This is a genomic window from Streptomyces auratus (assembly GCF_050433025.1).
GTDB lineage: Bacteria > Actinomycetota > Actinomycetes > Streptomycetales > Streptomycetaceae > Streptomyces > Streptomyces sioyaensis.
On sequence record NZ_JBNGCB010000003.1, the window covers coordinates 3,862,878 to 3,880,381 of the forward strand.

A 17,504-nucleotide genomic window follows, 5' to 3' on the forward strand; every position below is an offset into this window, starting at 1 on the left:
GTGGATGAGGGTGCATGAACGAACAGAAGCTCCTCGAGTACCTCAAGAAGGTCACCAACGACCTCCACCAGACCCGCCAGCGCCTCCAGGAAGTCGAGGCCGGGCGCCAGGAGCCGGTGGCGATCGTGGCGATGAGCTGCCGTTTTCCCGGTGGGGTGGGTTCGCCGGAGGAGTTCTGGCGGCTGCTTGCGGGTGGGGTGGATGCGATCGGTGAGTGGCCGGCGGACCGTGGCTGGGATGTGGAGGCGCTGTACGACCCGGAGCCGGGGGTTCCCGGGCGCAGTTACACCCGTGCCGGTGGCTTCCTCGATGACGTCGGTGGTTTCGATGCGGGCTTCTTCGGGATTTCGCCGCGGGAGGCGGTGGCGATGGATCCGCAGCAGCGGTTGCTGCTGGAGACGTCGTGGGAGGCGTTCGAGCGGGCCGGGATCGATCCGGTCGCGCTGCGCGGCAGCCGTACCGGCGTCTTCGCCGGCACCAACGGGCAGGACTACACGGCGCTGCTGCTCGGTGCCGCGGAGGGGCTGGAAGGCCATATCGGCACCGGCAACGCCGCCAGCGTGGTGTCCGGCCGGATCTCCTACGCACTGGGCCTGGAGGGGCCCGCGGTCACCGTCGACACCGCCTGCTCCTCCTCGCTCGTCGCCCTCCACCTGGCGGCGCAGGCCCTCCGGTCGGGGGAGTGCGATCTCGCGCTGGCGGGCGGGGTCACCGTGATGTCCACGCCCGGTCTGTTCCTGGAGTTCAGCCGGCAGCGCGGACTGGCCGCCGACGGCCGGTGCAAGGCGTTCGCGGACGCGGCGGACGGCACCGCCTGGGGCGAGGGCGTCGGCATGCTCCTGGTCGAGCGGCTCTCCGACGCCCGGCGCCACGGACACCCCGTCCTCGCCGTGCTGCGCGGCTCCGCGGTCAACCAGGACGGCGCCTCGAACGGCCTCACCGCCCCCAACGGCCCCTCCCAGCAACGCGTCATCTGGCAGGCGCTGTCCGGCGCGGGCCTGGCCACGGCGGACATCGACATGGTGGAGGCCCACGGCACCGGTACGACACTCGGCGACCCCATCGAGGCCCAGGCGCTCCTGGCCACCTACGGGCAGGACCGGGAGGCCGACCGGCCGCTGTGGCTGGGCTCCGTCAAGTCCAACATCGGGCACACCCAGGCAGCGGCGGGCGTGGCCGGTGTCATCAAGGCCGTGCTCGCCCTCCACGAAGGGCTGATGCCCTCGACCCTGCACCTCGACCGGCCCTCGTCCCACGTCGACTGGTCGGGGGGGAACGTCTCGCTGCTCGCCGACGCCACACCCTGGCCCGACCACGGGCGGCCGCGCCGGGCCGCGGTCTCCTCCTTCGGCGTCAGCGGCACCAACGCCCATGTCATCCTCGAACAGGCCCCGGCCCAGGAGCCCGTCCCCGAAGCCGACGGTGTCCCCGCGACGGACGCCGGCTCCCGGCCACTCGCCTTCCCGCTCTCCGCGCGCACCGCGGAATCGCTGCGTACGCTCAGCGCCCGGCTGCACGAGCGGCTGTCCGACCGGCCGGTGCCGCCGCTGCGCGACCTCGCCTGGTCGCTGGCCACCACCCGCACGGCCTTCGAGGAACGGGCCACCGTGATCGCCGCCGACCACGAGGAGCTGCTGCGCGGCCTGGACCTGCTCGCCCGCGACGTTCCGGCTCCCGGAGTGGTGCGCGGCACGAGCGGCGCGGACGGCCGGACCGCCTTCGTCTTCCCCGGCCAGGGCTCCCAGTGGGACCGGATGGCCACCGAACTCCTCGATACGGATGCGGAGTTCCGCGCCCGCTTCACCGAGTGCGCCCAGGCCGTGGAGCGGTTCTCCGGCTGGTCCCTGCACGAGGTGCTGCGCGGCGCGGAGGGGGCGCCGTCCCTCGACCGGGTGGATGTCGTCCAGCCCGCACTGTTCGCCGTGATGGTCGCCCTGGCGGGGCTCTGGCGCGCCCGTGGGGTGGAGCCCGACGCCGTCGTGGGGCACAGTCAGGGCGAGATCGCCGCCGCCTGTGTCGCCGGGGCGCTGAGCCTGGACGATGCCGCCCGGGTCGTCGTCCTGCGCAGCCGCGCGCTGACCGCACTCGCGGGGTGCGGCGGCATGATGTCCGTCCTGCTGCCGCTGCCCGAGGTCGAGGAGCGCCTCGCCCCGTGGGGCGAGGCCATCTCGGTCGCCGCCGTCAACGGCCCCCGCTCCGTGGTCGTCTCGGGGGAAGCGGACGCCCTCGACGAGCTGTTCGCCGCGCTGGAGGCCGACGGGGCCCAGGTGCGCCGGATACCGGTCGACTATGCGTCGCACTCCGCGCAGGTCGAGGAGATCCGTGAGCAACTGCTCGCCGACCTGGCACCGGTCAGCCCGCGCAGCGGCGCCCTCCCGTTCTTCTCCACGGTGACCGGCGACTGGATCGACACCGGCCGGCTGGACGCCGAGTACTGGTACCGCAACCTGCGCCGGACCGTACGCTTCGAACACGCCGTCCGCTCCCTGGCCGAACAGGACTACCGCGCCTACGTCGAGGCCTCACCGCACCCGGTGGTGACCACCGCCGTACGCGAGACGCTCGACGCACTCGACATCGCGGACGCCGCCGTCGTCGGCACCCTCCGCAAGGGGGAGGGCGGCCCCCGGCGGTTCCTCACCTCGCTCGCCGAACTGTCCGTCGCCGGCGGGCCGGTCACCTGGCGCACGGTCCTCGACCCCGCCGGGGCAGGCGGCGCCCGGCGGGTCGCCCTGCCGACCTACCCCTTCCAGCGGCGCCGCTACTGGCCCGAGCCCGCCCCCGCCCTGCGCGGCGGCCCCGGCGACGCCACCGACTCCCGCTTCTGGGAGGCCGTCGAGAGCGGCGATGCCGACACGCTCGGCGCCGCGCTGGCCCTCGACCCGGCCACCCTCGACGAGCTGCTGCCCGCCCTGTCCGACTACCGCCGGCGCCACCGCGAAGGGGCCCAGGCCGACTCGTGGCGCTACCGCATCACCTGGAAGCCCGTCCCCGCCGGCGCCGCACCGGCCACCCTCCGCGGCACCTGGCTGGTGGTCACCGGCGGCGATCACACCCCGGCCGACGACCTGACCACGGCGCTCTCGGCGGCCGGAGCGCACCCCGTCCTCGTGCCGGTGGACGCCGAAGCGGACCGCGCCGCGCTCGCCGGGACGATCGACGCGGCACTGCGCGGCACGGCCTCCCCGGACGCACCGCTGCCCCCGGTCGCGGGCGTCGTCTCCCTGCTCGCCCTGGACGAGGACGAGCACCACGCCCACCCCGGCCTGCCCCGGGGCTTCGCCGCCACCGTCGCCCTCGTCCAGGCACTGGACGACACCGGCGTCGAGGCCCCGCTGTGGTTCGCCACCCGGGGTGCCGTGGCCACCGATCCGCAGCGCGGCGTCACCGCACCACGGCAGGCCCTGGTGTGGGGCTTCGGCCGGGTGGTCGCCCTGGAGCAGCCGGAGCGCTGGGGCGGACTGCTCGACCTGCCCGAAACCCTGGACCCGGCCGCGGCCACCGCCGTGGTCCGGGCGCTCGCCGGCATCGGCGACGAGGACCAGCTCGCCATCCGGCCGCACGGTGTCCTCGCCCGGCGGCTGGTCCGCGCCGCCACCGGCGAGCTCGACACCACGCGGCGCTGGACCCCCCAGGGCACCGTCCTGGTCACCGGCGGAACCGGTGCCCTCGGACGGCATGTGGCCCGCTGGCTCGCCCGGAACGGCGCACCGCATCTGCTGCTCGTCAGCCGGCGCGGCGCCGACACCCCCGGAACCGCCGAACTCGCCGCCGAGCTCGCCGAGTTCGGCACCCACACCGAATTCGCGGCCTGCGACATCGCCGACCGGGACGCGCTCGCAGACCTGCTCGACACGATCCCCGCCGACCGGCCGCTCACCGCCGTCCTGCACACCGCGGCCGTACTCGACGACGGAACGATCAACTCCCTGACCCCTGCCCAACTGGCCGGAGTCCTCCGGGTGAAGGCCGGCGGCGCCCGCAACCTCGACGAGCTGACCCGACCGCACGACCTGTCGGCCTTCGTGCTGTTCTCCTCCACCGCCGGCACCATCGGCGCACCGGGCCACGCCAACTACGCCCCCGGCAACGCCTACCTCGACGCCCTGGCCCAGCAGCGCCGGGCGGCCGGGCACCGGGCCACCTCCATCGCCTGGGGGCCCTGGGCGGAGGCAGGCATGGCCGAGGGCACCGTGGGCGAGCGACTGCACCGGCACGGCGTCCGCGTCATGGACCCCCAGTCGGCCGTCGCCGCGCTGCAACGCGCCCTCGACCACGACGACACCACCGTGGCCGTCACCGACATCGACTGGGACACCTTCACCCACGCCTACACCACGGCCCGCCCCCGGCCCCTGATCGCCGACCTTCCCGACGCACAGCGGGCACGAGCCACCGTCGCACCGGCGACGGAAGAGACGACCGAAGGCCCCGCACTCGCCCGGCAACTCGCCGCCCTGGGCGAGGCCGAGCAGCGCCAGGCCCTGTCGGAACTCGTCCGCGCCCACATCGCCGCCGTCCTGAACCACACCGACCCCGACGAGGTCGCCCCCCACCGGGCCTTCCGCGAGCTGGGCTTCGACTCCCTCATGGCGGTCGAACTCCGCAACGCGCTCAGCACGGCTATCGGCAAACGGCTCCCGGCCACCCTCATCTTCGACCACCCGACCCCGGCGGCACTGGCCACCCGGCTGCGCACCGAGCTGGACCTCGACGACGCGCCGGCCCCGGCCGCGGCGGCCCCCGCCAAGGCGCCGGCCGACGAGCACGACCCCATCGCCCTCGTGGCGATGAGCTGCCGTTTTCCCGGTGGGGTGGGTTCGCCGGAGGAGTTCTGGCGGCTGCTTGCGGGTGGGGTGGATGCGATCGGTGAGTGGCCGGCGGACCGTGGCTGGGATGTGGAGGCGCTGTACGACCCGGAGCCGGGGGTTCCCGGGCGCAGTTACACCCGTGCCGGTGGCTTCCTCGAGGACGTCGGTGGTTTCGATGCGGGCTTCTTCGGGATTTCGCCGCGGGAGGCGGTGGCGATGGATCCGCAGCAGCGGTTGCTGCTGGAGACGTCGTGGGAGGCGTTCGAGCGGGCCGGGATCGATCCGGTCGCGCTGCGCGGCAGCCGTACCGGTGTCTTCGCCGGCACGAACTACCAGGACTACTCCTCCCGTTCCCTGGCCTCGGCACCGGACGCCGAGGCACACCTCGGCACCGGCAACTCCGCGAGCGTGATGTCCGGCCGCCTCTCCTACACCTTCGGCCTGGAGGGGCCCGCGGTCACCGTCGACACCGCCTGCTCCTCCTCGCTCGTCGCCCTCCATCTGGCGGCGCAGGCCCTCCGGTCGGGCGAATGCGATCTCGCGCTGGCCGGCGGCGTCACCGTGATGTCCACCCCGGGGCTCTTCCTGGACTTCAGCCGCCAGCAGGGCCTGGCGGCCGACGGCCGCTGCAAGGCGTTCGCCGACCGCACCGACGGCACCGGCTTCTCCGAGGGAGTCGGCGTCGTCCTGGTCGAGCGGCTCTCCGACGCACAGCGCAACGGGCACCCGGTGCTGGCGCTGCTCCGCGGCTCCGCCGTCAACCAGGACGGTGCCTCGAACGGCCTCACCGCCCCCAACGGCCCCTCGCAGCAGCGGGTGATCCGCGAGGCCCTGGCCGGCGCCGGCCTGTCCGGTACGGAGGTCGACGCGGTCGAGGCGCACGGCACCGGCACGACACTCGGCGACCCCATCGAGGCCCAGGCGCTCCTGGCCACCTACGGGCAGGACCGGGAGGCCGACCGGCCGCTGTGGCTCGGCTCCGTCAAGTCCAACATCGGGCACACCCAGGCAGCGGCGGGCGTGGCGGGCCTGATCAAGATGGTGCTGGCGCTCCAGCACGGCGTCCTGCCGCCCACCTTGCACATCGACCGGCCCTCGACCCATGTGGACTGGTCGGCAGGGCACGTACGGCTGCTCACGGACACCGTGCCGTGGCCCGAGACCGACCGGCCGCGACGGGCGGGGGTCTCCTCCTTCGGCATCAGCGGCACCAATGTGCACACCATCCTGGAACAGGCCCCCGCCACCCCGGCCCCGCCGCCGGCCGGCCCCCTGTCCGTACCCGTCACCTGGCCCCTCAGCGGCACCACCCGCGACGCCCTCCGGGCACAGGCCGGCCGCCTGCACGCGTATCTCGAAACCCGGCCCGAACTCGGCCTGCAGGACGTGGGACTCTCCCTGGCCACGACCCGGACCGCCTTCGAGCACCGCGCCGCACTCGTGGGCGGCACCCGGGACGAGCTGCTGAGCGGCCTGCGCGCACTGGCGACCGGCGAGACCTCGGCACAGGTCGTCACCGGGGTGGTACGCGGCGAGGGCCGAACGGCGCTGCTGTTCACCGGCCAAGGGGCACAACGGGCCGGAATGGGCCGGGAGTTGTACGAGACCTTCCCGGTCTTCGCGGATGCGTTTGATGCGGTGTGTGGGTACTTCGACGGTGAGCTGGCGTCGCCGTTGCGGGACGTGGTGTTCGGCGAGGATGCGGAGAGGCTGAATCGGACGGGGTTCACTCAGCCGGCGTTGTTTGCGGTGGAGGTGGCGCTGTTCCGGTTGGTCGAGTCCTTCGGCGTACGGCCGGAATTCCTGGTGGGGCATTCCATCGGCGAGTTGGTGGCCGCGCATGTGGCAGGCGTGCTGTCGCTGGAGGACGCCTGCCGTCTGGTCGCTGCCCGCGGCCGGCTGATGCAGGCCCTCCCGGTCGGCGGTGCCATGGTCTCGATCCAGGCGTCGGAGGCTGACGTACTGCTGCTGCTGGAGGGCCAGGAGCAGCGGGTGGGCATCGCCGCGGTGAACGGCCCGAAGTCGGTCGTGATCTCCGGCGAGGAATCCGCCGTGGTGGAGATCGCCGAGCATTTCGGGTCCGAGGGCCGGAAGGTGAAGCGACTCCAGGTCAGTCACGCCTTCCACTCCCCGCTGATGGAGCCGATGCTCGACGAGTTCCGTGCCGTCGCGGAGAGCGTGGCGTACGCGGAGCCGCGTATCCCGGTGGTCTCGAATGTGACCGGTGAGCTCGCCACGTCGCACGAGCTGACGTCCCCTGCCTACTGGGTGCGCCACGTCCGTGAAGCCGTCCGTTTCGCCGACGGTGTCCGCCGGCTGGCGGAGCAGGGCGTGACCCGGTTCCTGGAGATCGGGCCGGACGGCACCCTGACCGCCATGGCGCAGGCGTGCCTGGACGGCGACCGGACGCTGATCCCCGCGCTGCGCAAGGACAGGTCCGAGACACCCGCCCTGATGGCCGCGGTCGGCGCGCTGCACACTTCGGGCGCCGGCCTTGACTGGTCCGCGCTGTTCCCCGGCGCCCGCCGCGTCGATCTGCCGACCTATGCCTTCCAGCGGCGGCGCTACTGGTGGGATGCGGTGGCCGGGGTGGGCGACCTCGACGCCGTGGGGCTGCGCGCGGCCGGTCACCCGCTGCTCGGTGCGGCGGTCACCGTGGCCGGTTCGGAATCCGTGGTGTTCACGGGGCGGTTGTCGCTGGCCACCCATGCCTGGCTCGCCGGACATGCGGTGCTGGGCAGGGTGATCCTGCCGGCGACGGCGTACCTCGACCTCGCCGTCAGCGCCGGTGACCGCACCGGATGCGACCATCTCGCCGAACTCACCCTGGAGGCGCCGCTCGTCCTCCCGGAGCAGGGCGCGGTCCAGCTCCAGGTAGCGGTGAGCGCACCCGACGACACCGGGAGCCGGTCGTTCACCGTGCACTCCCGGCCGGTGGAAGCCGACGATGCCGCGCCCTGGGCCCGGCACGCGCAGGGCACCCTGGCCTCCGCCCCGCCCAACGAGCCGGAATCTCTGGGGAGTTGGCCGCCCGACGGCGCGGAACCGGTCGGAACGGGGGAGTGGTACGACGCCTTCGCCGACGCCGGGTTCGCCTACGGGCCCGCGTTCCAGGGCCTCGGGCGCGTCTGGCGGCGCGGGGACGAGCTGTTCGCGGAGGCCGCCCTGCCCGAGCCGTACCGCGCGGACGCCGCACGGTTCACGCTGCACCCCGCGCTGCTCGATGCCGCCGTGCAGACGCTGCTCGTCGGCGGCCGGGACGCCGGTGGCACGGGTGACGGCGGTGCGATGCTGCCGTTCGCCTGGAGCGGGGTGAGGTTCCATGCCGAGGGGGCCGATGCGCTGCGGGTGCGTCTGGCGCCCGCCGAGGGCCGGGCCGATGCCTTCTCGGTGCTGGTCACGGACGTCTCCGGCCGGGCCGTCGCCACCGCCGATGCGCTGACCCTGCGCACGGTCGCCCCCGAGCAGCTGCCCGCCTCCCCGCCGGCCGGGCCGGAGGTGCCGCTGCGTCTCGACTGGCAGCCCGCCGCCTCCCTGCCCCCGCGCGCCGAGGCCGCGCGGTGGGTGGTGCTCGGCAGCCCGCTCGGCGCCCCTTCCGCGGGACCCGCGGACACCGGGATCGCGGAGGCGCTGGACGGGGCGGGCGTCCACGCGGAGTCGTACGCCGACCTCGACGCGCTCGCGGCCGCGGTGGCCACCGGGATGACGATGCCCGACACCGTGCTGCTGGAGTGCGCACCGGAGGCCGGCACCGACACCCCGGACGTCCGGGGAGTGCTCGCCGGCGCCCTCGCCGTCTGCCGCCAGTGGCTCGCCGAGGAGCGGTTCGCCGGCTCCCGGCTGGTGATCGTCACCCGGGGCGCCGTCGCCGCCGGGCCCGGGGAGGACGTCGGCGATCTCGCGGGCGCGGCGCTGTGCGGGCTGGTCCGCACCGCGCAGCTGGAACACCCCGGCCGGCTGTGGTTGCTCGACCTCGACGACAGCGAGGCGTCCCGCGGCGTGCTCGCGGATGCCGTGGCCGCGGCCCCTCCGCAGGCGGTGCTGCGGGCGGGCGAGTTGCGGCTGCCGCACCTCGCCCGTACGGAGCCCGCCCAGGTCTCGGACTCTCCGTTCGACCCGGAGGGCACGGTGCTGGTCACCGGGGCCACCGGCGCGTTGGGGCGGCTCCTGGCCCGCCATCTCGTCACCCGGCACGGCGTACGGCACCTCGTGCTGGCGAGCCGCAGCGGCCCCGCGGCGGCCGGGGCGGCGCAGCTGTGCGCGGAGCTGGCCGAGCAGGGAGCAAAAGCCTCCCTGGTGGCCTGCGATGTCGCCGAGCGGGCGGACGTGACGGCGCTGCTCGACTCGATCCCGGCGGGCCACCCGCTGACCGGCGTCGTGCATCTCGCCGGGGTCGTCGACGACGGGGTGCTGACCGCGCTCAGCGCGGAGCGGATCGACCGGACGCTACGCCCGAAGGCCGACGCCGCCTGGCTGCTGCACGAGCTGACCAAGGACCGGAAGCTGTCGGCGTTCGTGCTCTTCTCCTCGGCGGCCGGTACCTTCGGCTCGGCGGGGCAGGCCAACTACGCGGCCGCCAACGCCTTCCTGGACGGGCTGGCCGCGCACCGGGCGGCCCAGGGGCTGCCGGCCACTTCGCTGGCGTGGGGGCTGTGGGCCGAGGACGGCGGGATGACGACCGGGCTCGCCGACACCGACCGGCGGCGGATGGCCCGCGGTGGCATGCGGCCGCTCTCCGCCGACGACGGGCTCGCGCTGTTCGACGCCGCGCTGGCGACGGGCGACCCCGCCCTGGTCACCGTGGGCCTGGGCCGGGGCGGACTCGCGGCGCTGCTGGGCGGCGCCGCACCCGGCCGGACCCGGCGGACGGTCTCCGCGTCCGCGGCGGACAAGGACGATCTGCTGGCGCGGCTGGCGGCCGCCGGCCCCGGCGGGCGGGACGCGCTGCTGCTGGATCTGGTACGGCGTCAGGTCGCCGCGGTCCTCGGCCACGGGTCACCGGAGGACGTCGAACCGGACCGTGACTTCACCGAGTTGGGCTTCGACTCGCTGACCGCCGTGGAGCTGCGCAACCAGCTCGGCACCGTCACCGGCCTGCGGCTCCCGCCCACCCTCGTGTTCGACGTCGCCACCCCACAGGATCTCGCCGCCCGGCTGGGCGAGGAGCTGACCGCGGGGGGCCTCCCGCGGTCCGGCACCGGCACCGCAGAATCCGACGACCGGCCGTCCGCGACGGGACGGGCCGAGGACACCCTCGGCGCCCTCTTCCGGGGAGCCTGCGAGTCGGGACGGGTGGAAGAGGCATTCGCGCTGCTCCAGGCGGCCGCCCGGCTGCGGCCGACGTTCGACGCGCCGGAGGACGTCGGGGCGCAGTGCACGCCCGTACGCCTCGCCCGCGGCGGCGCCTCCCCGGATCCGGCCGAGCCGGCGCTGATCTGCTTCAGCTCGTATGTGGCGCTCGCCGGTGTGCACCAATACGCCAGGTTCGCCTCCGTCCACCGGGGCACACGCGACGTCTGGGCGCTGCCCACCCCGGGCTTCGGCCGCGGAGAGCTGCTGCCCGCGTCCTTCGACGCGGTCGTACGGGTGCAGGCCGAGGCGGTGCTGCGGTGCGCGGACGGCGGCCCGTTCGTGCTGCTCGGCTCGTCGTCCGGCGGCATCCTGGCCCTCGCCGTGGCGCACTACCTGGAGAAGGCGGGAACACCGCCCGCCGGCGTCGCGCTGCTGGACACCTATCTGCCGCGCGAGGATTCGCCCTTCACGCGGTTCGCCGGCGAGATGATCGGCGGGATGTTCGCCCGCGAGTCCCTGTTCGCGCACATGGACGCGGACCGGCTCACCGCGATGAGCTGGTACATCCACGTCGTCGGCGCATGGGCGCCGGACCGGCTGTCCTGTCCCGTGCTGCTGGTGCGCTCCAGTGAGCCGCCGGTGAGCGTCGAGCAGGCGGGAGAGCTCGCGGCACAGGAGTGGCAGGCGTCCTGGGACGGCGCGGACACCGTGGCCGAGGTACCGGGCAACCACTTCACGATGATGGAGGACCACGCGGGCTCCACCGCGAAGACCGTCACCGCTTGGCTGGAGGCCCTGCCGGGCTCCCGGCCGCAGGGCGATGGCACGCCACGATGAGCGGCGGGGACGGGCGTGGGTCGCCCGGACGTTCGCGCCTGGGCGTACGGCCCCGGGTCCATTGTCTGGGCGATTCACCAGACCCTGCCGGCGACGGTCCACGGCGCGCCGCACAGCGGACACCATGGTCACAGGCCCGCGGGACGAGGTCGCGGGCCCACCAGACGAGGGAGACACCATGAAGATCACGGTTGACCGGGACCGGTGCGTCGGTGCCGGGATGTGTGCGATGACCGCCGGCGAGGTCTTCGAGCAGCACGAGGAGGACGGCCGTGTCGTGCTGCGGATGACCGAGCCGCCCGCGCAGCTGACGGACGACGTGGCAGAGGCCGAGCAGCTGTGTCCGTCCCGCGCCATCACGGTGGACCCCGCCGCCGGCTGACCGGTGCGGCGAGGCCCCACGTGAGGACGTCACGCCCGCCGTACCACCAGCGGCAGTTGCTCGGCACCGAAGACGTTGCTGCCGTGGAACGACAGGCGGGAGTCGGCATCCACCCGCGCGCTGCGGAAGCGGTCCAGCATCAGCTCCAGCACGATCCGGCTCTCCAGCCGGGCGAGCGGGGCACCGATGCAGTAATGGATGCCGTGCCCGAACGCCGCCTGCCGGGAGTTGGACCGCTCCGGCATGAAGGCCGCGGGGTCGTCGAAGACCCGCTCGTCATGGTTGGCGGACAGCAGCCACAGGTGGATGAGGGTGTTCGGCGCGATGACCTCCCCGGCGATCTCCACCTCCCGCGTCGGCACCCGTTCGACGCGGGTGAACGGCGGCCGGCAGCGCAGCGTCTCCTCGATCAGCGCGGGAATCCCGGACCGGTCCGCGCGCAGCGCCTCCCAGCGCTCCGGCGCGCTGTCCAGGCACAGCAGGATGTTGCCGAGCAGTACCGAGGTCGTGATGTGGCCCGCCAGCAGCAACAGCGTGGCGAAGCTGACGATCTCGTCGTCGGACAGCCGCTGGCCGTCGACCTCCGCCTGCACCAGGGTGCCGATCAGGTCGTCGTGCGGAGTGCGCCGGCGGGCGTCCACGAACTCCTGCAAGTACGCCGAGATCTCCTTGCCGGTCAGCTCCATGCGCCGCACGCTCTCCGGGTCCGCGGCATCGGTGGCGAGCAACTGGGCGCCCCACGCCTGGAACATGGCCTGGTCGTCGAGCGGTACGCCCAGCATCGCGGCGATCACCATCACCGGCAGCGGATTGGCCACCGCATCGACGAGATCGAAGCGCTCACCATCGACCGCGTCGAGCAGATCGCGGGTGAGGGTGGTGATCTGCGGGGTCAGTTCGGAGATCAGCCGGCTGGTGAACGCCCGGCTGACCAGGCGGCGCAGCTTGCCGTGCTGCGGGGGGTCGAGCAGCAGCAGGACGCCGCTGGGTGTCTCGCCGCCGAGCCGCCCCACGGTGTCGGAGGAGTACAACCCCGGATCGCCCAGGATGTGCACCACGTCCGCGTGTCTGAAGACATGCGCATTCCCCGACTCGTCCCGCCAGACCGGGCTTTCGTTCCGCATCCGGCGCATCCAGGCCAGCAGAGTGGCGCCGCCGTCCGGCTCCACCGTCGGAGGCTGAACGACCTCCGGGCCGGGCGCCCACGGCGGGTGCGGCACATTCGGGAGGACATTCGACATTTGCTGCGGCACCGGTGATTCCCCTTTCACGCCGGCCCGGGCGCATACCGGAGCACGCGTCCTGCCGTCGAAACCTTTCTTCACAGATAAGACCGAAGCTCAGCACGGCGGTGCGGCGCAGGACAGGAATGCGGCGAAATTCTAGGGATTTCCGAAGCCTCAGGACCGGCCTCGGCGGGCCTTTGGCCCCCTCCCGAGCGGCAGGGCACGGCAGCGCGCGGATCCGGCGCCCGGGAGGCGGGCCGTGGGCTCGGACGTCATTGTCTGGAGGAATCCCCAGACCATGGCGGTGCGGCACCGCGGGGCACTGTTCCAGACCACAGGATAAGCATCGACACCATCCGCGCTCTGGCCGTGAATGCGTGCCTGGCGGTCATATCGAGGCCACCCAACTGTGCGCGACCGAGAGGGGATCCCCAATGCGCGTGCTGTTCGCCGGACTGTCCGAGAAGTCGCATCTGTTTTCCATGGTGCCGCTGGCTTGGGCGCTGACCGCGGCAGGGCACGAGGTGCGCATGGCGAACGCCCCGGCACTCACCGACATCGTCACCGGCACCGGCCTGGTCGCCGCCCCCGTCGGCCGCGACCACGAACTGCACCAGGCCATGAAACTGGCCCCCGAGTCGCAGGACCAGGACGTCGCCAACTGGAGCCGGCTGGGACCCGGGGAGGTGGACTGGCCCGCCCTCCGCGGCCGCTACGAGATCAGCGTCCCCTACGGCTTCGCGCTCTACAACGAGCCGGTGCTGGACGAGATGACCGCCCTGGCGAAGAGCTGGCAGCCGCATCTGGTCATCCGTGACCCGCTCTGCTACGCCGGCGCCATCGCCGCCCGTGCCTGCGATGCCGTCCACGTCCGGCTGCTGTGGTGCGCCGATGTCTACGGCAGGGCCCGGCAGACCTATCTCGGCCTGATGAACCAGCTCCCGCCCGCCGAGCGGGTGGACCCGCTCGCCGACTGGCTCGACGAGCGGGGCGCCCCGTTCGGCGTCTCCTGCGACGAAGAGCTGCTCCACGGGCAGTACACCCTCGACACCCTGCCGCCGAGCCTGCGGCCGCCCACCACGCTGCGGTCGCTGTCCATGCGCTACGTGCCGTACAACGGGGACGCGGTGTGGTGGCCGTGGCTGCGCGAGGCACCCAAGCGGCCCCGGATCTGTTTGACCCTCGGCACGAGCAACACCGAGGCGTACGGCGGTGACTACGTCTCCGTCCCCGACATCCTCGGAGCGCTGGCCGCGCTCGACATCGAGGTGGTCGCCGCGCTCCTTCCGCAGCAGCGGAAGGCACTCGCCGACATCGCCGACATCCCTGCCAATGTGCGCGCCGTCGACGGCGTGGCGCTGCACACCCTGCTGCCCAGCTGCTCGGCCGTCATCCACCACGGCGGCTGGGGGACCTACGCCACCGCCCTGATCAACGCGGTACCGCAGCTCGCCCTCTCCACCAACGTCGCCGACCAGGAGTGGCGGGGCCGGTCCCTGGAGCGCGCCGGCGCGGGGATCTTCGCCCACCACAGCGAGGTCACCGCCGACCTGGTGCTCCGACACACCCTGCAGATCCTCGACGACCCGGGCTTCGCCTCCGCCGCGCAGCGACTGCGCGACGAATCCGCGGCGATGCCCAGCCCGCGCGACATGGTCGCCACACTGGAGCAACTGGTCGCGGAGCGCTGACCGGGCCGTGTCGGCCGGCGACCGACAGGCCCTCCCCCTGACACCACTCGCCCCTGGATGGAAACCGTGAAGGCTCTTGTGCTCTCGGGAGGCGCGGGTACGCGCCTGCGGCCCATAACCCACACCTCCGCCAAACAACTCGTCCCGGTCGCCAACAAGCCGATCCTCTTCTACGTGCTGGAGGCCATCGCCGAGACCGGCATCACCGACGTCGGCATGATCGTCGGCGACACCGGACCGGAGATCCGTGCGGCGGTCGGCGACGGCTCCCGGTTCGGCCTGAAGGTGACCTACATTCCGCAGAGCGCCCCGCTCGGCCTCGCCCACGCCGTCCTCATCGCCCGCGACTTCCTGGGCGACGACGACTTCCTGATGTACCTGGGGGACAACTTCATCTCCGGCGGCATCACCGATCTCGTCGAGGGCTTCCGCAAGGAGCGCCCCGACGCCCAGCTCGTGCTCAGCCGGGTCCCCGACCCCACCGCCTTCGGCGTGGTCGAACTGGACGCCACGGGCCGGGTGACGGGCCTGGAGGAGAAGCCGCAGCACCCCAAGAGCGATCTGGCGCTGGTCGGCGTCTATCTCTTCACCCCCGCGGTGCACGAGGCGGTGCGGACCATCCGGCCGTCCGCGCGCGGCGAACTGGAGATCACCGACGCCGTGCAGTGGATGGTCGAGGCGGGCCAGGACATCCGCTCCGGTGAGCTGTCCGGCTACTGGCGGGACACCGGCAGCGTCGTCGACATGCTGGAGGTCAACCGCATGCTGCTGGAGAGCCAGGAACGCTGCATCGAGGGCTCCGTGGACAGTGCGAGCGAGATCCTCGGCCGGGTGCGCATCGGACCCGGCGCGACGGTCCGCACCTCGCGGATCGTCGGGCCGGCGGTGATCGGTGCCGGCACCGTCGTCACCGACTCCTATATCGGCCCGTCCACCTCCATCGCGGAGGACTGCCGCATCCACGACAGCGAACTCGCCGCCTCGATCGTGCTGCGCGGTTCGTCGTTCGAGAGCGTGCGCCGGGTGGAGGCCTCCCTGGTCGGACGCAACGCCCAGGTGGCGCTCGCACCGCAGCGTCCGGTGGCCCACCGGCTGGTCATCGGCGACCACGCGAAGGTGCACATCCAGTCCTGACGCCGCCCGCGCGGTGGGCCGTCCCACCCGCACGAACAACGGAAGGGGGTAGGCGCTCCTCACCGGCCTGGCTCCCAGGCCTCGCGCCACAACCTCGATGAGCCCCACGAGAATCCTGGTGACCGGCGGCGCCGGCTTCATCGGTTCGCACTACGTCCGTACGCTCCTGGGACCCTTCGGGCCGGGTGACGTCCACGTCACCGTGCTCGACAGCCTCACCTACGCGGCCAGCACGGCCAACCTCGACGAGGTCCGCCACCTCGACAGCTTCCGCTTCCTCGCCGGCGACATCTGCGACGAGGCCCTGGTCGGCGACCTGATCGCCAGCCACGACCAGGTCGTCCACTTCGCGGCCGAGTCCCATGTCGACCGCTCCATACGCAGCTCCGCGGAGTTCGTCCGCACCAACGTGCTGGGCACCCAGGTCCTGCTCGATGCCGCGCTCCGGCACGGGCTCGCCACCTTCGTCCACGTCTCGACCGACGAGGTCTACGGCTCGATCGCCACCGGGTCCTGCTCGGAGACCCACCCGGTCAACCCCAACTCGCCGTACGCGGCCTCCAAGGCCTCCAGCGATCTGATCGCCCTCGCCTACCACCGCACCCACGGCCTCGACGTCCGGGTCACGCGCTGCTCCAACAACTACGGGCACCGCCAGTTCCCGGAGAAGGTCATCCCGTTGTTCGTCACCAACCTCCTGGACGGCAAGAAGGTCCCGCTGTACGGCGACGGCCTGCACGTCCGCGACTGGCTGCACATCGACGACCACGTCCAGGGCATCGAGCTGGTCCGCACCGGCGGCCGCCCCGGCGAGGTCTACAACATCGGCGGCGGCACCGAGTTGAGCAACCGGGAACTGACCGATCTGCTGCTGGAGACCTGCGGCGCCGCGCCGGAGATGATCGAGTACGTCGACGACCGCAAGGGCCACGACCGGCGCTACTCGGTCGACTGGAGCAAGATCCAGACCGAGCTGGGCTACAAGCCGGGCAAGGACTTCGCCGATGGCCTGGCCGAGACGGTCGCCTGGTACCGCGACCACCGCGACTGGTGGGAGCCGCTCAAGGAGCGCGCGGTGCGGCTCGCCGGGACGTGCTGATGGCCCGGTGCGACACGCCGGGAACGGGCCCGGACGGCCCGGTCCGCCGGGTGGTCGTGCTGGGTGCGAGCGGATTCATCGGCCGGCAGGTGTCCGCCGCGGTCCGCGCGGCCGGCGGCGAACCGCTGCTGGTGGCCCGCCGGCCCCTCGCGGACGCCACCTCGCGCTGTATCCCGCTGGACCTGATCGGCGGCGGGCCGGACGCCCTGAGCCGCCTCCTCGACACCGAGCGGCCCGCCGCCGTGGTCAATGCGGCGGGCGCCGTGTGGTCCCGCACGCAGGAGACCATGCAGCAGGCCAACCACACCCTGGTCGAAACGGTGCTGGCGGCGATCGCCGCCGCCTCCTGGCGCCCCCGTCTCGTCCACCTCGGGTCGGTCTTCGAGTACGCCCCGCCCCCGCCCGGCACTCCGCTGGACGAGCGGGCATCGACCCGGCCGACCACCCCGTACGGACGGTCGAAACTGGAAGGCACCCAGGCGGTCCTGGCGGCGTCCGAGGCGGGGCGGGCGGACGCGGTGGTGCTGCGGCTGTCGAATGTGATCGGGGCGGGCACCTCACCGAGCAGCCTGCTGGGGCAGGTCGCCGCACAGCTGCGCGCCGCGGAGGCCGGGCAGGAGGCGGTGGTGCGGGTCAGCCCGCTGCGGGCGAGCCGCGACTTCGTGGACGTCCGGGACACCGCGGACGCGGTACTGGCCGCGGCGGCGCTGCCGGTCGGCGGCCAGGTCATCAACATCGGGCGCGGCGAGGCGGTGCCGGTGCGCGCCATGGTGGACAGGCTCATCGAGGCCAGCGGAAGGCCGACCCGGATCGTCGAAGGGGCCGGAGCCGGCGTCCGGACGAACACCGGCCTGGACTGGATGCAGGTGGCGACCGGGACCGCCCGGCGGCTGCTCGGCTGGTCGGCGCAGCACAGCCTCGACAGCTCGGCCCGGGAGCTGTGGCGGGCGACCGCCACGCAGACCTCCCGGCCCGCGAGCCCGTCGCCGGCACAGCATTAGCAGAAACCCTAGGCCGCCGTCCCTACGGTGG

General features: G+C 73.2%; 7 protein-coding genes. 6 read left to right on the forward strand and 1 reads right to left on the reverse strand.

Annotated elements, in window-relative coordinates; translation table 11 throughout:
- Positions 1-14 precede the first annotated feature (14 nt).
- Both BKA18_RS36090 and BKA18_RS36095 read left to right on the forward strand, forming a co-directional pair.
- Positions 15-10,940, forward strand: a complete 10,926-nt coding sequence (locus BKA18_RS36090; protein ID WP_366048076.1) for a type I polyketide synthase — start codon at positions 15-17, stop codon at positions 10,938-10,940.
- 178 nt (positions 10,941-11,118) lie between these two features.
- Positions 11,119-11,322: a ferredoxin gene (locus tag BKA18_RS36095; RefSeq protein WP_006608219.1), complete on the forward strand. Its 204-nt coding sequence runs from the start codon at positions 11,119-11,121 to the stop codon at positions 11,320-11,322.
- Between the two features lie 29 nt (positions 11,323-11,351).
- On the opposite strand, the gene BKA18_RS36100 is transcribed toward BKA18_RS36095, so the two are convergent.
- A complete protein-coding gene (locus BKA18_RS36100; RefSeq protein ID WP_366048075.1) occupies positions 11,352-12,575 on the reverse strand; it encodes a cytochrome P450 in 1,224 nt (407 codons plus the stop codon).
- Positions 12,576-12,982: 407 nt separating this feature from the next.
- Here BKA18_RS36100 and BKA18_RS36105 point away from each other — a divergent pair, with 407 nt between their 5' ends.
- The 4 genes from BKA18_RS36105 (at position 12,983) to BKA18_RS36120 (ending at position 17,473) form a co-directional block, all read left to right on the forward strand.
- On the forward strand, positions 12,983-14,239 hold the full coding sequence (locus tag BKA18_RS36105) for an activator-dependent family glycosyltransferase (RefSeq protein ID WP_366048074.1): 1,257 nt from the start codon (positions 12,983-12,985) through the stop codon (positions 14,237-14,239).
- A gap of 66 nt (positions 14,240-14,305) precedes the next feature.
- Positions 14,306-15,373 (forward strand): glucose-1-phosphate thymidylyltransferase, encoded by a 1,068-nt coding sequence (locus BKA18_RS36110; protein ID WP_366048073.1) that lies wholly within the window; start codon positions 14,306-14,308, stop codon positions 15,371-15,373.
- Positions 15,374-15,470: 97 nt separating this feature from the next.
- Positions 15,471-16,472, forward strand: a complete 1,002-nt coding sequence (rfbB, locus tag BKA18_RS36115; protein ID WP_366048071.1) for a dTDP-glucose 4,6-dehydratase — start codon at positions 15,471-15,473, stop codon at positions 16,470-16,472.
- The gene (locus BKA18_RS36120) at positions 16,472-17,473 is read left to right on the forward strand and encodes an NAD-dependent epimerase/dehydratase family protein (RefSeq protein WP_366048070.1); all 1,002 of its coding nucleotides are present in this window, start codon (positions 16,472-16,474) and stop codon (positions 17,471-17,473) included. The genes rfbB and BKA18_RS36120 overlap by 1 nt, the downstream gene beginning before the upstream one ends.
- The last annotated feature ends 31 nt before the right edge of the window (positions 17,474-17,504 follow it).

Bases quoted from the DNA above. Each gene is read 5' to 3' on its own strand.
- BKA18_RS36105 (WP_366048074.1), top strand. From the start codon at position 12,983: ATGCGCGTGCTGTTCGCCGGACTGTCCGAGAAGTCGCATCTGTTTTCC.
- BKA18_RS36090 (WP_366048076.1), top strand. From the start codon at position 15: ATGAACGAACAGAAGCTCCTCGAGTACCTCAAGAAGGTCACCAACGAC.
- rfbB (WP_366048071.1), top strand. From the start codon at position 15,471: ATGAGCCCCACGAGAATCCTGGTGACCGGCGGCGCCGGCTTCATCGGT.
- BKA18_RS36120 (WP_366048070.1), top strand. From the start codon at position 16,472: ATGGCCCGGTGCGACACGCCGGGAACGGGCCCGGACGGCCCGGTCCGC.
- BKA18_RS36095 (WP_006608219.1), top strand. From the start codon at position 11,119: ATGAAGATCACGGTTGACCGGGACCGGTGCGTCGGTGCCGGGATGTGT.